At 70.7% G+C, this 22,838-nt stretch carries 17 protein-coding genes; 8 read left to right on the top strand and 9 right to left on the bottom strand.

Annotated elements, in window-relative coordinates; translation table 11 throughout:
- Window positions 1-27: 27 nt before the first annotated feature.
- From IEZ13_RS18615 to IEZ13_RS18635, 5 genes are read right to left on the bottom strand one after another with little or no spacing between them, the layout of a single operon-like run.
- Window positions 28-1,224 carry an MFS transporter gene (locus IEZ13_RS18615; RefSeq protein WP_183223450.1) on the bottom strand — a complete coding sequence of 399 codons (1,197 nt, stop codon included), beginning with the start codon at window positions 1,222-1,224 and terminating at the stop codon, window positions 28-30.
- Between the two features lie 50 nt (window positions 1,225-1,274).
- Window positions 1,275-1,865 (bottom strand): 2OG-Fe(II) oxygenase, encoded by a 591-nt coding sequence (locus tag IEZ13_RS18620; RefSeq protein WP_183223452.1) that lies wholly within the window; start codon window positions 1,863-1,865, stop codon window positions 1,275-1,277.
- Entirely contained in the window at window positions 1,862-5,791 is a 3,930-nt protein-coding gene (locus IEZ13_RS18625) for a non-ribosomal peptide synthetase (RefSeq protein WP_183223454.1), read from the bottom strand. The genes IEZ13_RS18620 and IEZ13_RS18625 overlap by 4 nt, the downstream gene beginning before the upstream one ends.
- Entirely contained in the window at window positions 5,784-8,960 is a 3,177-nt protein-coding gene (locus tag IEZ13_RS18630) for a non-ribosomal peptide synthetase (RefSeq protein ID WP_183223456.1), read from the bottom strand. Before IEZ13_RS18630 ends, IEZ13_RS18625 begins: the two co-directional genes overlap by 8 nt.
- 44 nt (window positions 8,961-9,004) lie before the next feature.
- Entirely contained in the window at window positions 9,005-9,184 is a 180-nt protein-coding gene (locus tag IEZ13_RS18635; protein ID WP_183223459.1) for an MbtH family protein, read from the bottom strand.
- Between the two features lie 442 nt (window positions 9,185-9,626).
- Here IEZ13_RS18635 and IEZ13_RS18640 point away from each other — a divergent pair, with 442 nt between their 5' ends.
- Complete coding sequence (locus IEZ13_RS18640; RefSeq protein ID WP_183223461.1) at window positions 9,627-10,523, top strand: phytanoyl-CoA dioxygenase family protein; 897 nt, start codon at window positions 9,627-9,629, stop codon at window positions 10,521-10,523.
- A 70-nt stretch (window positions 10,524-10,593) separates the two neighbouring features.
- Here IEZ13_RS18640 and IEZ13_RS18645 read toward each other — a convergent pair whose 3' ends face one another.
- The 3 genes from IEZ13_RS18645 to IEZ13_RS18655 form a co-directional block, all read right to left on the bottom strand.
- Window positions 10,594-11,589 carry an aldo/keto reductase gene (locus tag IEZ13_RS18645; protein ID WP_183219427.1) on the bottom strand — a complete coding sequence of 332 codons (996 nt, stop codon included), beginning with the start codon at window positions 11,587-11,589 and terminating at the stop codon, window positions 10,594-10,596.
- A gap of 52 nt (window positions 11,590-11,641) precedes the next feature.
- Window positions 11,642-14,617, bottom strand: a complete 2,976-nt coding sequence (locus tag IEZ13_RS18650; RefSeq protein ID WP_183219428.1) for an AfsR/SARP family transcriptional regulator — start codon at window positions 14,615-14,617, stop codon at window positions 11,642-11,644.
- A 236-nt stretch (window positions 14,618-14,853) separates the two neighbouring features.
- On the bottom strand, window positions 14,854-15,369 hold the full coding sequence (locus IEZ13_RS18655; RefSeq protein ID WP_183219430.1) for a hypothetical protein: 516 nt from the start codon (window positions 15,367-15,369) through the stop codon (window positions 14,854-14,856).
- A gap of 125 nt (window positions 15,370-15,494) precedes the next feature.
- On the opposite strand from IEZ13_RS18655, the gene lexA reads away from it, so the two are divergent.
- The 3 genes from lexA (at window position 15,495) to IEZ13_RS18670 (ending at window position 18,565) form a co-directional block, all read left to right on the top strand.
- Window positions 15,495-16,148 (top strand): transcriptional repressor LexA, encoded by a 654-nt coding sequence (gene lexA / locus IEZ13_RS18660; protein WP_183219432.1) that lies wholly within the window; start codon window positions 15,495-15,497, stop codon window positions 16,146-16,148.
- A gap of 178 nt (window positions 16,149-16,326) precedes the next feature.
- Complete coding sequence (locus IEZ13_RS18665; RefSeq protein WP_183219434.1) at window positions 16,327-17,505, top strand: MFS transporter; 1,179 nt, start codon at window positions 16,327-16,329, stop codon at window positions 17,503-17,505.
- Window positions 17,506-17,539: 34 nt separating this feature from the next.
- The gene (locus IEZ13_RS18670; protein ID WP_221245398.1) at window positions 17,540-18,565 is read left to right on the top strand and encodes an aldo/keto reductase; all 1,026 of its coding nucleotides are present in this window, start codon (window positions 17,540-17,542) and stop codon (window positions 18,563-18,565) included.
- A 32-nt stretch (window positions 18,566-18,597) separates the two neighbouring features.
- On the opposite strand, the gene IEZ13_RS18675 is transcribed toward IEZ13_RS18670, so the two are convergent.
- Window positions 18,598-19,017 (bottom strand): MarR family winged helix-turn-helix transcriptional regulator, encoded by a 420-nt coding sequence (locus IEZ13_RS18675; protein ID WP_183219436.1) that lies wholly within the window; start codon window positions 19,015-19,017, stop codon window positions 18,598-18,600.
- 109 nt (window positions 19,018-19,126) lie between these two features.
- Between IEZ13_RS18675 and IEZ13_RS18680 the strand changes: the two genes are divergently transcribed.
- Genes IEZ13_RS18680 through IEZ13_RS18695 form a run of 4 tightly spaced genes read left to right on the top strand, consistent with a single transcriptional unit; the run spans window position 19,127 to window position 22,818 of the window.
- Window positions 19,127-20,008, top strand: a complete 882-nt coding sequence (locus IEZ13_RS18680) for an SDR family NAD(P)-dependent oxidoreductase (RefSeq protein WP_183219438.1) — start codon at window positions 19,127-19,129, stop codon at window positions 20,006-20,008.
- A complete protein-coding gene (locus IEZ13_RS18685) occupies window positions 20,005-20,877 on the top strand; it encodes an amidohydrolase family protein (protein WP_183219440.1) in 873 nt (290 codons plus the stop codon). The genes IEZ13_RS18680 and IEZ13_RS18685 overlap by 4 nt, the downstream gene beginning before the upstream one ends.
- Complete coding sequence (locus tag IEZ13_RS18690) at window positions 20,874-21,332, top strand: MaoC family dehydratase (protein WP_183219442.1); 459 nt, start codon at window positions 20,874-20,876, stop codon at window positions 21,330-21,332. Before IEZ13_RS18685 ends, IEZ13_RS18690 begins: the two co-directional genes overlap by 4 nt.
- A 10-nt stretch (window positions 21,333-21,342) precedes the next feature.
- On the top strand, window positions 21,343-22,818 hold the full coding sequence (locus IEZ13_RS18695) for an acyl-CoA synthetase (protein WP_183219444.1): 1,476 nt from the start codon (window positions 21,343-21,345) through the stop codon (window positions 22,816-22,818).
- Window positions 22,819-22,838 lie beyond the last annotated feature (20 nt).

The following is a 22,838-nucleotide window of genomic DNA, read 5'->3' on the forward strand; positions in this document are numbered from 1 at the left end:
ACGATCGCCACCGCCGGACTTCCCGGATCACCGGTCACCGTCGTCGCCGGCGCCCACCGGCAACGAGCTCGTGACACGCAGCGCCGGTGCCAGGATCAGGATGCTCAGGACGGCGGCCACCGCGCTCGCCACGATCCCGGTGGACGGTGAGCTGACCTCCGCGACGGCTCCGGCCAGGGCGGCTCCGCAGCCCTGCGCGGCTCGCATGCCCGACGTGTAGAGGCCGAGGGCCTGGCCGGTCAGATCGGCAGGCGTCAGTGAGATCAGGCGTTCCTGGAGCACCCAGTTGGCGGAGTAGCCGATCGCGGCGAGCATGACCGCCGCCAGCGCGGCCGGCAACGAGAGGCGCCAGGCGAATGCCAGGTGGGGAACGGCGAGCAGCAGGAGCAGCGGCACTCCGATGCGGCCACGCTGTCGTGGGGTGAGGAGCCGACCGGTCAGGACGTCGCCGACCAGCATCCCGAAAGCGCCGAAGGCGAACATCGCACCGGCGTACCGGGGCGAGTAGGAGACGTACAGCGATTCGCAGCCGACGACCAGCCCGCACGGGATCCAGAAGGAGAGGTAGACGTACCGGCGGCCCTTGTCCGACCACAGCCGGACGTTGTTGCGCCAGGTCTCACCGGCTGAGATCCGCCCGGAGGCACGCGGCGGCCGGTCGCTGAGACCGGCCCTGGCCACCACCGCGGCGATGACGTGCAGAGCAGCACCGATGAGCAGCGCGACACGCGGTGACAGCGACGTGACCAGGACGCCGCCGACCGCGTAGCCGCCGATCTGCATGACACCGGTGGCGAGACTGAGAACCGAGGTCCCCAGTACGTATCCGTTCCCCGGCAGGATCTCGTTGAGCAGCCCGAAGCTCACGCCGCCGCCGAGCGCCGCGATCATTCCCTGACCGAAGAGGATGGTGAAGACCACCCACACCGGCAGGCCGGGTATGGCCTGAGCCGCGGTGCTGAGCGCGAAGACCAGGCTCATTCCGGTCAGGACGGTCCGGGGCGGAAGCCGGTCGGCGCCCGACAGCAGGGTCGAGGCCCCGATCAGCTGCGCCAGCGACGGCCCGAACATCGCCAGCGCGGACAGCAGGGGCGAACCTGTCGCGGTGTAGATCAGGGTGCCGAGGGCCAGACCGCTGACCGTCTGGGCAGCGATCTGACCGGAGTACGCGAAGAACACCGCGCTGAACTCCGGTGTGCGGAAGAGCTCACCATACGTACGCATCTCGGCATCCCTTCATCGCCGGACATCGACACGACGCGGTCTGCGCCGGGTCAGGCGGTGAACAGCACGAGCGAGATCCGCTGGCCGGACTCGACGACGTCCACCGCGTGCTGGAGCGCTGCCCGGGCGATGAGCACGTCACCACGGTTGACACGGAACCTGCGCTGGTCGTCCGGGGTGATCTGGGCGAGGAATTCGCCGCCCGTGTACTCGTCGGTCAGACCCACCACGATGCTGAACATGTATTCCGGGTTCGCCTCGTGGTCGTCGTGCCAACCGACCTGGTCTCCCTGGTGGAGGAAGTTGGTCTGCGCCCGCCGGACGATCACCTCTTCCTGGCCGAAGCAGTCCGCCCAGTACGCCATCGCCCGCTCGGAGGCGACGATGTCGAGGATCAGCTGGGCGATCTCCGGCGCCTCGACCGTGGCGGGCGCGTACCCGCGTTCGCCACGGGCGATGTCCACCGGGTCGACCAGGATCCGCCCGACCCCGAGCCGGTTCTCCTGCCCGATTCCGCCCGGGCGCGGGAGCTTCTGGCAGAGCGCGATCAGATCGTTGATCTCTTCCGGCGAGTAGGGGTGGTCGCCCTCCCGCAGCAGCACGACGCCCTCGTCACGCAGCAGTTCCTTCGGTGAGCTCATCGTGGGTCTCCTTCTGTGTTGGCGTGGGTAGGGGACAGCACCCGGCCGGCGACGCTTCGCACGTGACCGGCGAGTTGTTCGATGGCGGCCGGGCCCAGCAGGCCGAAATGGTCGGCGGCGACATCCGCGAATCGCGCCTGGGGGACCACCCGCCCCCAGCCGCGGCACTCGTCGTATCCGGTGTCCGTGATGCCGGGATAGCCGTGACCGGCTCGGATCACGTGAACCGGGAAGGCCGGCGCCTGGCTCGGTTCATACGTCGTGAACGCCTCAGCGGCCGCGCTGACCATGGCCGCCAGCGCTCGCCGGTCGGATGGCGCCAACCCGGCGGGGATGAGCCCGTGCGCGCTCAGCACGGCGACGCCGTCGGCGTCGGCGTCGCCGTGCGGCGTCTCGTCGGTGCGCCCGGGAATCCAGGTGTCGAACACCAGTACGGCCGCCGGCGGCCGTCCCTGGGCGCTGAGGGCCACACCGATCTCGTAGGCCAGGGTCCCGCCGAAGGACCAGCCGGCGAGAACCACCGGCTGCTCGGCGGCGAGGCCGGCCACCACCGGGGTCAGTGCCGCGACGAACTCCGGCACCGTGCGTGGCGGGTGCTGGCCGAATCCCGGCGCGTTGACGCCCTGCACGTCGAATTCGGGGGCGAGCAGCCGGCTCAGGCCCAGGTAGGCCAGAGCCAGGCCGGATGCGGGAGGCAGGAGCACGAGTCGCGGCGCACCCGGCAGGCTGGCCAGCGGCACTACGAGATCGGCTCCGGTGGAGCGCGCACGCACCGTCTCCGCGAGTTCGCCGATGGTGGGATGAGCGGCCAGGTCCGCGATGTCCGGCCGCAGCCCGGTGCGGGTCTCCACCTCGGCCGCGAGCCGCAGCAGCGACAACGAGCTGCCACCGAGATCGAAGAAGGTCTGCTCGTCGTCGGTGACCGGGTGTCCCAGCACCGCCTCGAACGCGGCGCGGATCTGCTGCCGCACGGGATCGAGCGGCACCGCCGCCGGCCGGCGAGATCGCCGGTCACGGTTGTCCCGCCAGATCGTGGCCAGCGCACCGACGTCGGTCTTTCCGTTGGTGGTCACCGGAAGCCGGGGCAGGATCAGCACCGTTTGTGGCATGAACTGCCGCGGCAGTCGCTGCGCCAACCAGCCTCGTAGCGTGTCCGCGGTGACCGTGGCGCCCTCCACGACCGCGCAGAAGGCGGCGAGCTCCGCGTTCGGACGCCGGCCGAGAACGTCGACGCGGGCCGCGGTGACCGAGGGGTGCGCCAGTAACGCGCCCTCGATCTCGGCCGGTTCGATACGCACTCCGTGCAGCTTGAGCTGACGGTCCAAGCGCCCCAGGTATTCGTAGTCCCCGCTGGGCAACTGCCGTGCGGCATCACCGGTGCGATAGAGGCGGCGCCCGGGTTCGGCGCTGAACGGATCCGGCACGAAGCGCTCCGCGGTCAGGGCCGGCTGCCGCCAGTAGCCGACCGCGGTGCCCAGTTCGCCGCCGATGAAGAGCTCGCCGCGCAGGCCGCGCGGAACGGGGCGCAGGTTCTCGTCCAGCACGTGCAGCCGGGTATGCGGAAGAGCGGACCCGATGGGCACGGTTCGCTCCTGCCGGTCCCGCGGGCAGACGTAGGAGGTCACCGCGTTCGTCTCGGTCGGGCCGTAGAGGTTGACGAGGGTGGCCGTGAGGGTGTCGTGGACCCGGTCCCGCAGCGCCGGGGTGAGCGCCTCACCGGCCGAGAGCAGGTATCGCAGGCTGGTGCACCGCCCGGCCTCCGGTTGCTCGAGGAAGTACTCAAGCACCGAGGGAACGAAGTTCGCCACGGTCACCCGCTCCCGCCGGATCAGCGACGCGAGGTAGGCGGGGTTCGCGTGACCGCCCGGCTCGGCCAGGACGAGGCAGGCGCCGTGCTGCAACGGCCAGAACAGCTCCCAGACGGACACGTCGAAGCCGTACGGCGTCTTGAGCAGGACCCGGTCGTCGGCGGTCAGCGGCATGCTGCGGTCCAGCCAGTCCAGGAAGGCTTGCGACGCGTCGGTGGGGAACGCGACGAGTTTGGGCCGTCCGGTCGAGCCGGAGGTGAACAGCAGGTAGGCACAGTCGCCGGCGGGTGCCGGCGTGGTCTCCCACCGCACGGGCAGGGACGTGTCGCGGCCCGACCCGGCGTCGAGGATCCGCCACGGTCCGTCCGGCGCCAGCGACCGGGTCGGCTGGTGACAGAGCAGCAGCGCCGTGTCGGCCGCGTCCAGCAGCTCGGCGATCCTGGCCGGCGGTGCGGTCGTGTCGATCGGGACGTAACCACCTCCGGCCGCGGTGACCGCGTGGACGGCGACGACGACATCGGTCGAGCGTTCCAGCAGCAGCGCCACCCGGTCACCGGGCCGCAGGCCCTGTTGTCGCAGCGTCTCCGCGGTACGGGCGACCCGATCGGCGAGCTCGGCGTACGTCGTCACGCCCCCGTGCCGGTCGATCAGCGCCACGGCGCCGGGGGTGCGCCGCGCCTGACGGAACAACCCGTCGGCGAGACTTGTCCGGGAGGCCCGCCCCGCCGGCGCGGCAACCGGAGGCGGCTCGATCTCGGTCAGCGGGATCTCGGCGACCGGAATCAGCACCCGGTCGACGACCGACCGCAGGATCGCCAGGAACGCCTCCAGCGCTCCGGCCGCCGCCAGCTCGTCCGCTCCCCGTTCGGCCCATTCCACCAGCCCGGCGATGGAGGCCGGTTGCTCGGTGAGGGCGACGGTCAGGTCGAACTTGGCGGTGCCGCTGTCGAGGTCCCGCATACCCCGGAGCCGGCCGTTCCACTCCGGTTGCTGTCCCGCGAGACCCTGCCAGGCGAGCATGGTGCGAAACAGTGGGCTGCCGGATCCGGAACCACTGACTCCGGCCAGTTCCACCAGCTCGTCGAAGGGCATCGGCTGGTGGTCCAACGCCTCCAGCACGCCCTGATGCACCCGGAGGGCCACGTCGGCGAAGTTGTCCGTCAGCTCGATGTCGGTACGCAGGGCGAGTGTCTGTACGAAGAAGCCGACCACCCGGTCCAGGTCGGGATCGTTGCGGCCCGCCGTCGGCGAGCCCACCACCACGACCGGGGAGTCGCCGAGCCTGCGCAGGAGCACCTTCAGGGCGGCCAGGCACACCGCGTACGTGGTCACCCCCAGCCGCTGGGCGCAGGCCCGCAGACGGCTGGTCAAACCGGCGTCGATCTCGAATGGGATCACGCCGCCGCGCAGGCCGGAGTCCGTGCCGATCTCCTGGCGAACGGCGAGCGTGCCGGGGGCCGGAGCGTCCGCGAACCGGTCCTGCCAGTAGGCGCGCACCCAGGGCGGGCTCGTCGTGCCGGCGCTTCCGGCCACCCAGTCGACGAAGGTCGCAGCGGGTTCGGTCAACGTCTTGCCGGCGAGCAGCAGGGCCAGGTCTTCGAGCAGCACACCGACCGACCATCCGTCGACCACCATGTGGTGGAAGACCAGCACCAGCCGCCAGGCTCGATCGGGCAGCAGCATCACGGTCGCGTGGTAGAGCGGTGGCTTCCGCAGGTCGAGAGGCCGGCGTGCGGCCAGGGCGGTGAGATGCTCGGCACGGCTCGCGTCCCGGCGCAGGTCGTGCCAGGTCAGCGCGACGGGGCAGGCGGCGGCCACTTCCTGGACGGGGTTCTCCGCAGGCCCGGTGATCCGCAGCCGTAACGCCTGGTGCACCTCCTGCAGGCGGTACAGCAGCCGGTCCAGCTCGGCCCGCTCCGGCGGGTCGTCGAGGTCGAGCTGAATGGCGATGTTGTTCTGCGCGGTGCCGGGATGCTGTTGCTCCAGGAACCAGAGTCGCTGCTGGTCACGGCTGAGCCGGGTGGCGGCCAGGGACGGTGTCGCCGGCGCTCGCTGGACGCCGTGCCGCTGCCGGAGCAGCTCGACGAGCTCCTTGCGGCGGGTAGACATGTCATCCATGGGTGCGCAGCGCCTCCAGCATGTCGAGGGCCTCCTGGTCGCTGAGGCCCTCGACCAGTTCCTCGATGCCGCGCTGCACCGCTTCGGCGAGGGCCACCACGGTGGGACGGCTGTTGAACTGACTCACGCGAAGACTGACGCCGAACCGCTTGCCGACTGCCCCGAGCACCCGGATCAGGCTGAGCGACGTTCCACCGATCTGGAAGAAGTCGTCGTGGCGGCCGATGTCCTGGACGCCGAGCACTCGTGACCACTCGGCGGCGATCTCCGTCTCCACCGGACCTGTCGGCCCCTCGAGCTCGTCCTCCAGCGGGAACGCCTGCCGGGCCGGTTCGGGAAGGCTCTCGCGTGCGATCTTCCCGCTCGTCGTACGCGGGATCTCCGGCAGCAGAACGAAGGCGGCCGGGACCATGTACGACGGCAGTTGCCGGCCGGCGAAGTCCGCCAGTTCCTGCGGGGACGGCTCGTCACCGTCCGCGACGACGTAGGCGACCAGTTGGACCCCGCGGTCGGCCGACTTGCGGGGCATCACCACACATGCCGAGACGGCGGGATGCGTGCTCAGCACATTCTCGATCTCCCCGGGCTCCACCCGGCAGCCCTGGATCTTGACCTGGTGGTCCATCCGCCCCAGGAATTCGAAGTCGCCGGACCCGAGCCGCCGTACCACGTCTCCCGAGCGGTAGAGCCGCGCACCCGGGCTGCCCGGATGCGGAAGGAACCGTTCCGCGGTGATCGCCGGCCGGTTCTGGTACCCCCATGCGACGCCGCCGGGACCACTGACACACAGTTCGCCCGGCACGTCGTCGGGCACCGGCTGGAGGGCGCGGTCGACGACCCGCATCGAATAGACGCCCACCTCCCTGCCCAGCATGGTCGCCGACGCCGGACCGTCCACGGCGGGCACGTCGCCGACGGTGACCTCGGCCGTCTCCGTCTGTCCGTACTGGATATGCACGGCGCACCCGAAGTGGTCCCGGGCCCGGCGGTGCAGACTCGCCGGCACCGCCTCGCCGCTCGCGATCACCCAGCGCAGCCCGGGATACGGGCCGGCCTGCGCCGCACCCAGATATGCCTCCAGCGCCACCGGCACGAAGTGCACCATCACCACGGGCTCGGCGCGCAGCGTCGCGCTCAGGTACTCGGGGTCGGTCTCCCGCCCCGGTTCGGCGACCAGCACCTCGCCGCCGCCGAGCAGCGGCAGGAAGATCTCCCAGATGGAGATGTCGAAGGCCAGTGGCGTCTTGAACAGCGCCGCCGAGCCCGGCCCGATCGGATAGTCCTGTTTGAAGTAGGCGAGCCGGTTGGCGGCGTCCCGGTGATCGATCATCACACCCTTCGGGACGCCGGTGGACCCGGAGGTGTAATAGATGTATGCCAGGTCGTCCGGGCCGACCGGGACATCCGGCGCCGTCGTGGTGGCTGCGCCGTCCGGCACCAGAACCGGCGTCACGGCTTCGAGTTCGGTGGCCCTGGCCGTGTCGGCGACGATCGCGGCCAGGCCGGCGTCACGGCCGATCGCCTCCACCCGGGCGACCGGGAAGCGCGGATCCAGCGGCACGAAGGCGGCGCCGGCCTTGAGGACGCCCAGGGCCGAACAGATGAGGTCCGGACCACGGTCGAGCATGATGCCGATCCGGCTGCCCCGTCCGATGCCCGCGCCGGCGATGCGCGCCGCCAGCGCGTTCGCCCGGTGGTCGAGCTCGCGATAGGTCATGCGCTCGCCGGCCCAGCGCACGGCGACGGCGTCGGGCGTCCGGCCGGCCTGCGCCCCGATGTCGATGTGGACCGGCCCGGCGTCCGGGTAGCTGTCGGCGTCCGCCCGCTCGGCGAAGGCGGCCGCCATCTCCGGCTCGGTGAGCAGCGGCAGCTCGGCGACCGGGAGATCCGGATCGAGGGCGGCCGAGGCGAGAAGCCGGGCGTACGCGGTGGCCAGCCGCTCCGCCCACGGCCGGTCGAAGAGGCCGGTGTCGTACTCCAGCTCGAGGTCGAACCGGTCGGGCTTCTGCTCGACCAGCAGCGTCAGCTCGTTCTTCGCGGTGCCGTTGTGCACGGCGAGCCGGGTCCAGACGTGCTCGCCGATCGTCGGAGCGGCCTCGATCGGGGTGTTCTGCGGGCCGAACATCGCCTGGTAGAGAGACGCCGCGCCGTCCTGGCGCACGCCGGGCAGCCGCACCATCTCCTGGTAGGGCAACCGTCCGTGCTCAAGCCCGCCGGCCACGTGCTCGAAGGCCGAGTTCACGGCGTCCCGGAAGGTGGTCTCCTCGGTGTAGTGCTCCAGCGCGACGATGGTGTTGCTCAGATAGCCGAGGACCCGCTCGGACTCCGGGGTGTCACGCTGGGCGATGGGCAGACCGATGCTGATCCGCTCGTTCAGCGAGTAGCGGTGGAGGATCGTTCCGAACGCCGCGAGCAGGATGGAGAACGGCGATGCGGCGATTTCGGTGACCAGTTCCTGGACCGCGGGCGCCGGTACCGAGAACCGGTGCACGGCGCCACGGCGCGACGGCCGGCGATCGTACCGGCCCAGCCGGAGCGGAGCCGCGCCGTGCCGCAGCCGTTCCTTCCAGTACACGCGCGCGTCCTGCGCTTCGTCGGTTCCGAGCCACTGCCGCTCATCCAGACTCCATTGCACGTGATCGCCGGGCGGGTCCTGCGGCGTCCCGCCTTCGAGCACTGTCGTCAGGTCCCGGAGGAAGAGCTCCAGCGCCCAGGAATCGCAGATGGCGTGATGGAACACGAATCCGATGGCGGTCTCCGCCGGGCCGATCTCCGCGTGCAGGGTTCGCAGCAACGGCGCCTGGGCCAGGTCGAACGGGGACTCGGCGGCCAGCCGGAGCGCGGCGACGAACTCTTCCGTGTTCGCGCAGGTGAGTTCTCGTACGTCGGGCCGCACGGTGGCGTGGACCTGCTGCGCCAGGCCGTCGCCCGTCCAGTGCAAGCCGGTGCGGAGCGCGTCGTGTCGTGCGGTCAGGACCTCCATCGCGTCCCTCAGCCGATCGGCGGTCACTCGTGCGGCGATGTGATAGCCGAAGGGCGCCGCATACGGAGCGGAGGTGCCGTCCGCCTGCGCGGTGAGCCAGATCCGCTCCTGGCCGCTGGAAGCGGGACAGGTCATCAGGTCGGCGGGCGTCCGGCCCGGCTCGGCCGCTACGAACTCTGTATCCATGCTCAGCTCCTGTGCGAGAACGTCGTCGACGCCGGGGGCGGCGGTCAGCGGGCGCTGGCCGGCCGGATGTCGGTCCAGACCTGACCGATGTGGTCGAGGCATTCGTTCTTGGTCGCGAAGGTCGAGACGACGTCCCAGCCCGCCGGGACCGGCTGGGCCGCTCGCCAGATCGAGTACTGCTCCTCCGCGTTGCGCACAACGTGCCAATCTGGGCTTCCCACCATGTCCGGACTCCTTTCTGAGTTCACCGTTCCGGTACGCTCGCCGTTCACCCGGGAAATATGTTCCGACCGTCTGGCCGATGAATCAGCGAACGGCCGCGCCGAAGCCGGGACCGGGTTCCCGGCGCCCGGCCGGCAATGGCCGGAAAACGAATCTCTCGGCTCTCGCCGATCTGCCGGCCGAGGCGCTTCCTGAAGCTAGGCGGTATTCGCAGATAATGTCAACAGACGTTTTCCAGGCTCCCGTTCATGTCCACGCGCCGAGATGCGCCGGGGTTGATTCGGCACCTACCGGGAGGACGTTTCGGCAGGTCAAGGCATCGGATTCCGCATCCGGAACATCCGGGGTACCGATGCGGAACCTTGCCGGTACCACTCTGTTCGACACTTGCGGCGCCGACGGCGGAAGAAATCAGCGACCAGAATTGTGGAGGACAAAGATCTCGTGCGTGACTTCAGCAAGGCTGCGGAGGAGTACTCCGAGAACGGGTTCGCCATCATTCGTGACGTCATTCCGATGGACCTCATCGAGGAGGCGCGCACACACATCGCGTGGCTCATCGAGAAATACCCGGACGTCCGTCCCGAGCACCTGCATCACCCGCTGATCCGCAACGACGCCTTCTGGGTCAGGCTGATCTCGGATTCGCGGCTCGCGGACATCGGTGAGTTCTTCCTGGGCCAGAACGTGGCCTGTTTCACCGCGCACTACATCTGCAAGCCGGCGTTCGACGGGCAGCCGGTGCTCTGGCACCAGGACGGCGCGTACTGGAAGCTGGAGCCGATGCAGGCGCTGACCGTCTGGCTGGCGGTGGACCGCAGCTCGACCGAGAACGGCTGCCTGCGGATGATCCCGAAGAGTCACCGCCTGCCGCTGCACGCGCCGTCCCTGCGCACCGACACGGAGAACATGCTGTACTCGACGTCCAACGAGGACATCGTGAACGAGTGGGTGGAGAAGGAAGGCATCGTCGACATCGAGCTCAATCCCGGCGACGTCTCGATCCACCACCCGCATCTGCTGCACTACTCCGAGGCCAACACCTCTCCGCACCGGCGGTGCGGCCTGGACATCGGCTACATCTCCACCTCGACCCGCATCAGCAGCGACGGCCTGTACCTCGATCCCGTCCTGGTGCGGGGCGAGCCCGTCCCGGGGATCAACAACTACCGCGCCGTTCCGCGGTACATCCCCGGCGAGACGATTCCGTTCGCCGGGCACGAGGAGTGGAACGCCCGGCCCGACGTCGTCGACACCACTGCGGGCACGGCCGAAGCCTCGCCGATCGAGGTCACGCAGCGGATGATCTCGCGGCTTCGCGAGGGATCGGTCGCACGCTGAGTGGTGCGGGTCCGCCGCCCCCCGGCGGACCCGCACCACCCGGCTCGCCCGGCGGGCGGCAGCGAAACGGTCACCAGCGGTGGTGTACCTGCTCGCGGACGAGTTCGTCGTAGACGCTCCGGACCGCTCGGAGCGTGGTCTCGCTCAGCGGGGCCAGCGCGGCCGCCGCGGCGTTCGCTCTGGCCTGCGCGGCGGTCCGGGCACCCGGGATGACCACGCTCACCGCTTCCTGGTCGACGATCCAGCGCAGCGCGAACTGCGCCAGCGTCGCGCCGGGCGGCACCATCGGGCGCAGGCGGTCGACGGCTTCCAGCCCGGTCGCGAAGTCGACGCCGGAGAAGGTCTCACCGACGTCGAACGACTCGCCGTGCCGGTTGTAGCTGCGGTGGTCGCTCGCCTCGAAGACGGTGGAGGCGGTGTACCGGCCGGACAGCAGCCCGCTGGCGAGCGGAACCCGGGCGATGACGCCGACTCCGGAGCGCGCCGCGGCCGGCAGCACCCGCTCCAACGGCTTGAGGCGGAACATGTTCAAGACGATCTGGATCATTGCCAGCCGCGGTCGGCGCATGGCGATCAGGGCCTGCTCGCAGGTGCGGACGCTCACCCCGTACGCCGCGATGACCTCGTCCTCGACCAGCGCGTCGAGCGCGTCGAACACCGCGTCGTCGGTGTACACCTGATGCGGCGGGCAGTGCAGCTGCACCAGATCGATCCGTTCCACGCCGAGGTTGCGCCGGGAGCGGTCCAGCCACGCCCGGAAATTCGCCGCGGTGTAGTTCTCCGGGGCCTGCTCGACCCGGCGGCCCATCTTCGTCGCCACGACGGGCCGCGCCGCGCCCGACCGCGCCAGGGACCGCAGGAACGTTCCGATGACCTGCTCGCTCCGGCCGTCGCCGTACTCGTCGGCGGTGTCGATGAAGGTGGCTCCCGATTCCAGCGCCGCGGACAGCGTGTCCAGGGCGTCCTTCTCGCTGACCCGCCCCCAGTCGGCTCCGCCGAGTTGCCAGGCCCCAGTTCCGATTACCCCGACATGCTTGCCGTCACGGCCGAGAGTCCGATTCTCCATGGTGGAACTCAACGGCGGGCGCCCACTCCACCGAAAGGTGTGAACACCCTTCTTACCGGTGATTTCCAACACATCGGGACAACTCTTGCGGCGCCGGCATTCCCATGGCCGCGAAATGCTCGTACGCGCGGTTCCGGAAACCCTCGGCCGCGGCGAGGTCTCCCATTCCCTCCGACGCCCGCGCCGAACCCGCCAAGGCCATGGCCACTTGAACCCGATAGCTGACCGAAGTGGCGTGCAGGAATGCTCTGCGGTGCAGCCGCAGCGCGCGGGCATGGTCACCGCGCCGACTGTGGATCAGGCCCGCGATGTTCTCGATCTCGGACTGCCACGGCTTCGTCCCGAGTGGCTCGACGAGCGCGAGCGCCCGGCCGACGAAGTGCAGAGCCTGTTCGTCGCGACCGGCGCATTGGCAGACATCAGCCATCAGAACGTAGGTGAGGGCGAGGTCCCGGGGCATCAGAGAATCCTCGTCGAGCCCCAGAACCCGGCCCAGACTCGCCAATGCGGCGTTGTGGTCGCCACTGGATATGTGTGCCATGGCAAGGTCGTTCAGGGCGCCGGCCTGATGCATTCCCATCGGCGTTCTCCGGTTCAGGGCCACCGCCCGCTGAGCGGCATTCACCGCCGCGACGTCGTCACCCAGCCACCGGCACACCGAACTCAGGTTGCACAGGGCGATCGACTCCTCCATGTCATTGGAGGTGGCCCGGCACACCGCGACCGCTCTCTCCAGGAATTCTCGCCCCTGGGCCAGGCGGCCGAGCGCGCTGTGCACCCAGCCGAGCTGACTGAGATAGACACCTTCACTCTTCGGATTCCGTTCCGCGACGGAAAGCCGCAACCCCTCCTCGATGCCGTCGGCGGCCGCGTGGAATTCGCCGAGCATGGAATGGCCGACGACGAGATTGCGCAGGCTGAACCGCATCGCGACAGGGTCACCGGCCCGGCGGGCCGCGGACAACCCCACCTCCGCGACCTCCCGGTACCTCCGGATGTCGCCACGCTCGTGCAGTGGGAACAGCAGGTTGCGGGCAAGGTAGGCCGCGAGCCGGGCGAAGCCCGCCTCCAGTCCGACCGTGACGAACGCGGGCAGGGCCCGCAACTCACGGTCGAACCACTGCCGGGCTTCCGCCGGCGTCGCCGTCGGCGGCAGGATCGGGCACGGGTCCGCGCCGGTCACGTCGTACTCGGTCCGGCCCGGGAACAACAGCCGGCATGCCTGATCCGTCGCCGCCACGTAGAAGTCGAGCAGTCCCGCCAGCGCCAGGCTCCGCTCGTCCCCGCTGGTCGTCCGCCACAGCTCCCGGGCGAAACTACGGACCAGGTCGTGGAAGGCATACAGGCCGATGGCGGGCTGTCGCAGCAGGTGCACGTCGAGAAGCGCCTCCATGCTGTCCTCGGCGTCCTGTGTCGTCATCCCCAGCAGAGCCGCAGCCGCATGGGCGTCGATATCGGTGCCGGGATGCAGCCCGAGCAGCCGGAACGCGCGCTGCTGGGCGGGCGGCAGCACCTGATAGGAGAGTTGAATGGTGGTGGCCACGCTCCGCTCGGCGGACGAGAGCTCCTTGAGCAGCCGGGATTCGTCGTTCAGCCGCCCGACCAGGTAGCGCAGGGTCCATCGGGGGCGGTTCCGAAGCCGGGCGGTGGCGATGCGCAGGGCCAGCGGCAGGTGGCCGCAGAGCTCGGCCAGTTCCCGGGCGGCCTCGGGTTCGGCCGCCACCCGCTTCTCACCCAGGGTCCTGGTCAGGATCCCGAGGCTCTGCTCCGGCTCCATGCTGCCGATGGACAACCAGTGGATCCCGTCCAGATCGACCAGCCGGCCCCGGCCGGTGACGATGACGAACCCGCTGGTCATCCCGTCCAGCAGCGGCCGGACCTGTGCGGTGTCGACGGCATTGTCGAGTATCAGCAACAGTCGGCGGTTCGCCGTCCAGGATCGCCACAGCGCCAGCCGCCCCTGCGCGTCGTCGGGAATCTGCGTGTCCGTCGCTCCCAGCTCGCGCAGCAGCATCGCCGCCACGAAGTCGGGTTGCAGTGGCTTCTCACCGGGGGTGAAACCGCGGAGGTCGACGTACAGCTGGCCGGCGGGGAAGAACACGGCGAGCTGGTGCGCGACGTGCACGGCAAGCGTCGACTTCCCCGCCCCGCCCATGCCGTCGATTCCCACCACACCGGTACGCCCGTCCGAGCCCATCCGCACCAGCCGGCGCGACTCCGGCTCCCGCCCGGCGAAATCGGCCAGGTCGTACGGAAGCATGCAGGGACGGATCTCGGCGCCGGACGGCACGACCGAGGGGTCAGCGGCCGGCCGTACCGGATCCGAACGTGATGAGGCCGGCGGCTCGGAGCCACCGCGGAGGATGTCCTCGTGCAGGCGGGACAGTTCCGCGCTGGGGTCGATCCCCAGCTCGGCGGCGAGCAGGTCCCGGACCGTGCCGTACTCGGCGAGGGCCGCCGCCTGCTGGCCGGAACGGTAGAGGGCGAGCATGAGCTGGCCGCGCAGCCGTTCTCGCAGCGGGTGGGCGTGGACCGCCCGGCGTAGGTCGCTGACCAGGCCGGCACTCTCGCCCACCGCCAGCCGGAGCTCGCAGAGCTGCTCCAGTGCGGCCAGGTACTGCTCCTCCAGGGCCGTGGCAGCGACGTCGATCACCGGACCGCCGCGTCCGGACAGGACCGGACCGCGCCAGAGCGCGGTCGCCACGCCGAGCCTGCTGATGGCCTGATGCGGCCGGCCCTCGGCCACCTCGGTCGTGGCTTCCTGCACCTTCCACCGGAAGTCGTTCAGGTCCAGTTGTCCGCCACCGACGACGATCCGATATCCCGCCGTCTCGGTCGCGATCAGCTCCGCGCCACCGGGAATCCGTCGACGCAGCTCGGCCACCGTCTTGCGGACCTGCCGCATCGCGGTCGGCGGCGGTGTGTTCTCCCACACCGCCTCGATCAGCCGGGAGACGGTCACCACATGGCCGGCGTGGAGGAGGAGCAGCGTCAGAACACGCTCCTGGAGCTGCCCGCCGAACCTCACCCGTCGTGGTCCGTGCCAGCACTCCAGAGAGCCTAAGATGTTGAAGCGGACCGTATCGCCGACAACCCCCGACATCGCATCGTGCTCCCGAACTCACCGACGAGCCGCAAGAGGCTCACAGCGCGATGGTACAGATCTTGCACTGTTTGCCGTCGATGCGTTTCGCGTGATTCAGAGCCCACCGGTCAGCGCCCACAGGGCGCCGACGACGGTGTACACACCTTCGGCGCTGATCGTCAGACGATGGCGGGGCCGAAGGTGTCGGACATGGCGGCCACGCCCAGGCAGAGCAGGGGGAAACCGCCGAGGCCCGGCGCGTCGTCGACGTCGGCCAGGTCGTGCCACAGGCGGACCACCGGGTCGGGGGAGTAGCGGTGCAGCGCCCGCGGACCCGGCTCGGGCACGTGATGGCCGGTGGAGCGGAGCATCCCGGCGATGCTGTCGAGCTGCCGCCGGACCGCGGCCGCCACCGCTCCCGGCCCGGCGTCCGTGCCGGGCAGGACGTGCTCGGCCACCCACGCGGCGAGCTCGAGTCCGGTCACCACGTGGCCGGGAGCGCCGGCCGTCCGGGTGCGGCCGTAGACCACCAGCGCCGTCGTCTGCACCAGGACCTGGTGCACCGGCATGCGGTACGGCAGCGAGATCACCGGATGTGTCGGCGCGAGCAGGATGGCGGCCCGCCGGGTCGCGGCCTGCCAGAGGCCGGTGTCGCCCGCCGCGACCTGGTCCGCGTACTCCCAGATGGTCGGCATCGGCAAATCTTCACGCTCGGTGACATGATCGGCATCGGTCATCGGGTCGGGCCGGGCGTCCCCCGAACGGGCGGAAACCGGTCACGTTTCGTACATCTGATCTAATCATGGGGTAAGGTGCGGCAATGAGCATCGACAGCGGTGCAGATCAGCCCCCGATCAATCCCGGGCAGCCGCCACTGACCACCCGGCAGCTGCGCATCCTCGCGGTGATCCGCGATTCGGTCCGCGAGCGTGGCTACCCACCCACCGTCCGCGAGATCGGCGCGGCCGTCGGCCTGGTCTCCCCGTCCTCGGTGTCCTACCAGCTCCGGGTCCTGGAGAAGCACGGCCTGATCCGTCGCCAGCCCAACAACTCCCGGGCGGTCGAGCTGCGCCCCGCCGCGGACACCCCGCCCGCCGAGCACGTGGTGACCGTCCCGGTGCTGGGCGCCATCGCCGCCGGCGCCCCGATCCTGGCCGAGGAGCACGTCGAGGACTACCTGACCGTCTCGGCCGGCATGGTCGGCAGCGGCACCCTGTTCGCCCTGAACGTCAAGGGCGACTCCATGGTCGACGCCGCGATCTGCGACGGCGACGTGGTCGTGGTCCGCAAGCAGCCGGTCGCGGAGAACGGTGAGATCGTCGCGGCCATGCTCGACGGCGAGGCCACCGTCAAGGTCTTCCACCACACCGGTGAGCACGCCGAGCTCCTGCCCCGGAACCCGGCCTACGCCCCCATCCCGGCCGACAGCGCGGTGATCCTGGGCAAGGTCGTCTGCGTCCTCCGCCGCCTGTAGGGTGCAGGCGTGATCCCGGTCGAGGCCATCGCCGCCGCCTACACGCGGTGGATCACGCCTGACCTGCCGCTCTACGGCAACGATCACGACCGGTCCGACTTCGCTCCCTGATCGGCGCCGGACCGTCCGACGGTCCATGAAGCGCCCATCACCCCTCGGATTCAGGGAGCGATCCGTCATGTCCTCTGCCGTTTCCGCGCCGTCCGGTCTGCGGACCGTTCTGCGCGCCCCGTTCGTACGCCGGCTTCTGGTTTTCAGCCAGACCGGCCGCCTGCCGATGGCCGCCGCGCCGCTGGCCCTGCTGCTCTTCGCCCGTGAGGAGCACGGGCTCACGCTGGCCGGCCTGGTCGTGGCCGCCTACACGGCCGGGATGGCGGTGAGCGCGCCCCTGCTGGCCCGGATCGTCGACCGATGGCGGCAGCCGCCGGTGCTGTGGGGGTCGGCGGTGCTGTCCGGCGCCGGTTTCGTGGTGGTCGCCGCCAGCGGGCACAGCGTGCCGGTCATGCTGGCCGGGGCGGTGGGCGCCGGCTTCGGGACGCCGCCGCTGGAGGCCTGCCTGCGGGCACTCTGGCCGAACCTGGTTCCGGCCGAGAACGTGGCGGCCGCCTACTCGCTGGACCTCGCGGTGCAGGAGGTCATCTACGTGACCGGGCCGCTGGTGACGCTCGCCGCGGTCGGCCTCGCCGGGCCGTCCGCGGGGCTGCTCGCCGCCGCGGTGCTGCAACTCGCCGGGGTGGCCGGGTTCGCGCTGACCCCGGTGGTGCGGACCTGGCGGGGCGAGGCGGGGGCCCGGCACTGGGCGGGGCCTCTGCGCGTACCCCGCTTCGTCGTGATCGTGGCCGGGGTGATCTGTGCGGGAGCGGCGGTCGGAAGCCTGCCGGTCGCCGTCACCGGCTATGCCGAGGCGGCCGGGAACCGTGCGCTGAGCGGCTGGCTGCTGGCCGCGCAGGCGGCCGGCGCGCTGATCGGCGGCCTGCTCTACACACGGGCCGCGCCGGGTGGGCCGGGGCGGCTGCCGCTGACCGCTGCGGCGCTCGCGGCCGGTTTCGTACCGTTGCTGCTGGTTCCCGGCCCGGCGCCGATGGCGGTGCTGCTCGCGGTGTCCGGGTTGTCGCTGCCGCCGCTGCTGACCGCGGTCTTCCTCGCGGCCGACCGGCTCACGCCGCCCGGCACCGCGGTCGAGGCCTTCGCGTGGATCATCACCGCCTTCACGGTGGGCAGCGCGGCGGGTGCCGCGATCACCGGCCCGTTGGTCTCCGACGGGATCCGGTACGGCTTCGCGTTCGCCCCGATCGCCGGCCTCCTGGCCGTGGCCGCCATGTCCGCGGCGACCCTCGGTGCTCGGGTGAGGGTTTGACCTGGAGCGCGCTCCAGGTCATAGCGTCGTCCACATGAGCGCAACGAGAATCGCCACTGTCGAACTGGGACGGACCGGAGAGCAGGTCAGCAGCGTCGCCCTCGGGGCCATGCAGATGGGCAACGCCACCGACGAGGCGTCGTCGGTGCGGATTCTCGACCGGTACCGGGAACTGGGTGGATCGTTCGTCGACACCGCGGACTGCTACGAGTGGTGGTCGCGGCGGGGCAGCCGGGGCGGGGAGAGCGAGGAACTGCTGGGGCGCTGGATGCGTGACCGCGGCAACCGGGACGAGATCTTCCTGGCCACGAAGGGCAGCGCGCTGCCGGCCTACTCGCCCGACCTGTGGCAGGCGGACGGCGCCCCGGATTGGGAGCTGGCCCGGCGCACCTTCGCCGGCGCCGGCGGGGACACGCTGCGGCACGCGCTGGACGGCAGCCTGCAGCGGCTCGGCACCGACCACGTCGACCTCTACTACGTGCACGTCGACGACCGGACGACGCCGCTGGAGGAGACCCTGGAGGCGCTGGCCGGGCTGGTCGCCGCCGGCAAGGTGCGGTATCTCGGCTGGTCGAACGTACGGACGTGGCGGCTGGAGCGGATCCGGCAGCTGTGCGACCGGTACGACTGGCCCGCCCCGGTGGCCGTGCAGCAGCAGCACACCTACCTGCGGCGGCGGGCCGGCCTGGAGCACGCGTCGATCGTCGACGACGAGCAGTGGGACTACCTGACCGAGCACCGTGACCTGGGCCTGGTCGCCTATTCGCCGATCCTCAAGGGCGTCTACGACGACGCGGCCCGCCGTGCCGAACACTGGATGATGGCGTCCTACACCGGTCCGGACAGCGAGGCCCGGCTGGCGGCGCTGGCCGAGGTGTCCGCCGAGGTCGGGGCTACTCCCAATCAGACGGTGCTGGCCTGGCACCTGCACCAGACGGCGCCGACCGTGGTGCCGCTGATCGGGCCGCGGACGCCGGAGCAGTTCGAGAATCTGGTGCCCGCGCTCGGCGTCAAGCTGGACGCCGGACAGTTGGCCCGGCTGGACGCGGCCGGAGCCTGATCCCGGGCTCCCGTTGCTGTGCCGGAAACGGCTCAGCTGAGTGACTGCCAGGCCGTGATGAGCGACTGGCGGAAGTCGGCGGCCTGCTCGTCGGTGAGTTTCGCCCGCATGCGCGTCTCCAGCGTGCGCACGTCGGCGGCGACCACGGCGAGCAGCGCCCGGCCCTCGCCGGTGAGGCGGATGAGCAGTTCGCGACGGTTGCCGGCGTTGCGTTCGCGGCGGATCAGGCCGCGGGTCTCCAGGGCGCGGACCATGTCGGCCATCGACTGGGCGGTGACGAACGAGTCGCGGGCGAGCTGGGCCGCGGAGAGGCCGTCGTGGCGTTCCAGGACGGTGAGGGCCGTGTATTGCAGGGCGGTGACGCCGACCGGGCGGACCAGATCGTCGAGGCCCGCGCGGACCGCGAGTTCGAGCTGTTTCACCAGGTAGAGCAGGGATGGGCCGGTCGTCATGGCGGGTTCCTCTCGCGGGTGGGGCCAGATTACGCCATTGACAGGAAACCTGATTGCCAAGAATCCTGTTGATTGTGCCTGCCCGGCCGTTCGTGAGAGGTTGAAGAGCATGGATCTGACCGGCAAGGTCGCCATCGTCACCGGCAGTGGCCGGGGGCTCGGTCTCGCCTATGCCGAAGCGCTCGCCGCCGCGGGCGCGTCGGTCGTGGTCAACGACGTGGACCAGACGGTCGTGGACGCCGCGGTCGCCGGGATAGGCGGGGACACGGTCGGCGTGGCGGCCGCGGTCGGCGACACCGCGAGCGCCGAGAAGCTCGTCGCCACCGCGGTCGGGACGTTCGGCCGGCTCGACGTGCTGATCACCAACGCCGGCATCCTGCGCGACCGGGTCCTCTGGAAGATGACCGACGAGGACTTCGACGCGGTCGTCGACGTCCACCTGCGCGGCACCTTCACCTGCGCCCGCGCCGCCGCGATCCGGATGCGCGAGCAGGCCGGAGGCGGCCGCATCATCCTGATCGGCTCCCCGGCCGGGCAGCGCGGCAACTTCGGCCAGACCAACTACGCGGCAGCCAAGGCCGGGATCGCCGCGATGGCCCGCACCTGGGCCCTCGAACTGGCCCGCAGCGAGATCACCGTCAACGCCGTCATCCCGATCGCCGCCACCGAGATGACCAGGACGATCCCGGCGTTCGGGCCGGCCATCGAGGAGGCCGGGCGGACCGGGCAGCCGTTGCCGGCCTGGATGCGCCACGACGAGGGCCTCGGCACCGTCCAGGACGTCACCGGCCTGATCACCTTCCTCGCCTCGGACGCCTCGAACGGCATCACCGGCCAGGCGATCGGCATCGGCGGCGACAAACTCGCCCTCTGGGCGCACCCCAGCGAGAAGACCATCCGGTACGCCGAGGGCGGCTGGACGGCCGAGGCCATCGCCGCCGGGTGGGACTTCCCGCTGGAGACCTACGGCATCCCGGCGCCGAAGCGATGAACCTCGACGAGCTCACCGCCATCGACGTGCACACGCACGCCGAGGTGGGCCGCGACGGCCGCACGTCGCTGAGCCCCGCCCTGCTCGGCGCGTCCGCCGACTACTTCAAGGCGCACGGCCACCGGCAGCCCACCATCGACGAGACGGCCGCCTACTATCGCGAGCGGAGGATGGCCGCGGTCGTCTTCACGGTCGACGCCGAACACGCCACCGGGCATCCGGCCATCCCGAACGAGGAGATCGCCGAGGACTGCGCGGCCCACCCGGACGTGCTCATCCCGTTCGCCAGCATCGACCCGCACAAGGGCAGGGCCGGCGCCCGTGAGGCCCGCCGCCTGGTCGAGCACTACGGCGTCCGGGGCTTCAAGTTCCACCCCAGCATCCAGGGCTTCGCGCCGGACGACCCGATCGCCTACCCGCTCTACGAGACGATTCAAGAGCTGGGGTCGGTCGCCCTGTTCCACACCGGGCAGACCGGCATCGGCGCCCGGGTCCGCGGCGGCGGCGGGATCCGTCTCAGGTACTCGAACCCGATGCTGGTCGACGACGTGGCCGTGGACTTCCCCGACCTGCGGATCATCCTGGCGCACCCGTCGTTCCCCTGGCAGGACGAGGCCCTCGCGGTCGCCACCCACAAGGAGCACGTCCACATCGACCTGTCCGGCTGGTCACCCAAGTACTTCCCGCCGCAACTGGTCCGGTACGCGAACAGCCTGCTCCAGGACAAGGTGCTGTTCGGCTCCGACTACCCGGTGATCACCCCGGACCGATGGCTCGCCGACTTCGAGAAGCTCGACCTCAAGGAGACGGTCCGCCCCAAGATTCTCAAAGCCAACGCAGCCCGCCTACTCTTCCGGGAGAACCCATGACCACCACCGTGAACGGCCTCGACGGCCTCAAGTCCCTGGCCGGCAAGGACCTCGGCCGCAGCGCATGGCTGGAGATCACCCAGGAGCGGGTGAACACGTTCGCCGACGCCACCGGCGACCACCAGTGGATCCACGTCGACGTGGAGAAGGCGGCGCAGGGCCCGTTCGGCGCGCCGATCGCCCACGGCTACCTCACCCTGTCCCTGGTCATCCCGCTCTTCGGCGAACTGCTCGTGGTCGAGGGCATCACGATGGGCGTCAACTACGGGCTGGAGAAGGTGCGCTTCCCCAGCCCGGTCAAGGTCGGCTCCCGGATCCGGCTGGCCGCGACCGTGGTCAGCGTCGACGACGTGGCCGGCAACGGCGTGCAGAGCGTCTTCGACTTCACCGTCGAGGTCGAGGGCCAGGACAAGCCCGCCTGCGTCGCCCGCCCCGTCTACCGCCACTACGCCTAGAGGACCGGACATGCGCAACGCGGGGCTGGGGTCCTGGCCGGCACGCCGGGCGGCCATGTCGCCCGGCAGCACCGCCCTGATCTTCGAGGAGCGGCGTACGACGTACGCCCAACTGCATGAACGCACCTCGCGCCTGGCCGCGGCCCTGCGTGCCGCCGGGGTTCGGCCCGGGGACCGGGTCGCCTACCTCGGCCCGAACCATCCGTCCCTGGTCGAGACGATGTTCGCGACCTGGGCGCTCGGCGCGGTCTTCGTGCCGATGAACTTCCGGCTGACCGAACCGGAGATCGAGTACCAGCTCCGGCACAGCGGGGCGGTCGCGTTGATCCACGCCCTGCCGGTGTCCTTGGAAGTCCCGATCAAAGTCGGACTCCCCGGATACGAGGACTTCCTCTCGGATCTCGCGCGCTTCGACGAGCCGGTCACGCTCGACGACGTGGCCTGCATCCTCTACACGTCCGGCACCACCGGCCACCCCAAGGGCGCCGTGCTGACCCACGGCAACCTGGTGTGGAACTGCTACAACCTGCTCGTCTGCGTCGACGTCGCCGGCGACGAGGTCACCCTTCTCAGCGCCCCGCTCTTCCACGTGGCGGCGCTCAACCAGTGCCTGCTGCCCACGTTCCTCAAGGGCGGCACTTCGGTGATCATGCCCGGCTGGGACGTCGACGGCTGCTTCGACGCCATCGCCCGGTACGGCGTGACCTGGATGTTCGGCGTCTCCACCATGTTCGCCGGCCTCTCCCGGTCACCCCGCTGGCCGACCGCCGACCTGTCCTCGGTGCGCTGCCTGATGACCGGCGGCGCCGCCGTCCCGGAGGCGCTGATCCGCGCCTACCAGGACCGGGGCCTCGCGTTCTGCCAGGGCTACGGGATGACCGAGACCGCGCCCGGCGCCACCTTCCTGGAGGCGCGGGAGAGCCGCGACCACGTCGGATCGGCCGGCCTGCCGGTCTTCTTCACCGACGTCCGCTGCGTGCGGCCCGACCTCACCCCGGCCCCGCCCGGCGAACCCGGCGAGGTGCTGGTCCGCGGCCCGAACGTGACCCCCGGCTACTGGAACGGCCCGGCCGCCACCGCCGCCGCCTTCACCGACGGCTGGTTCCGCTCCGGCGACCTGGCCGTCGTGGGGGAGGACGGCCATTTCCGCATCGTCGACCGCACCAAGGACATGTACATCTCCGGCGGCGAGAACGTCTACCCGGCCGAGGTGGAGGCCGCCATCTTCGAACACCCGGCGGTCGCCGAGGCCGCCGTCGTCGGCGTCCCGGACGAGAGGTGGGGCGAGGTCGGCCGCGCCTTCGTGGTCCCGGTCCCCGGCGCCGGCCTCAACCCCGGCGACATCCCGGCCCATCTGGCCGGGCGCCTGGCCAGATACAAGATCCCGGTGTACGTCGACATCGTCACCGACCTCCCGAGAACCGGCTCCGGCAAGGTCCGCAAGGGCCCCCTCCGCGACCTCCCCCTGTCTCAGCCCGCTCGATAGAGGGTGGCCAGATCGATCAG

Source organism: Actinoplanes campanulatus (assembly GCF_014647795.1).
GTDB lineage: Bacteria > Actinomycetota > Actinomycetes > Mycobacteriales > Micromonosporaceae > Actinoplanes > Actinoplanes campanulatus.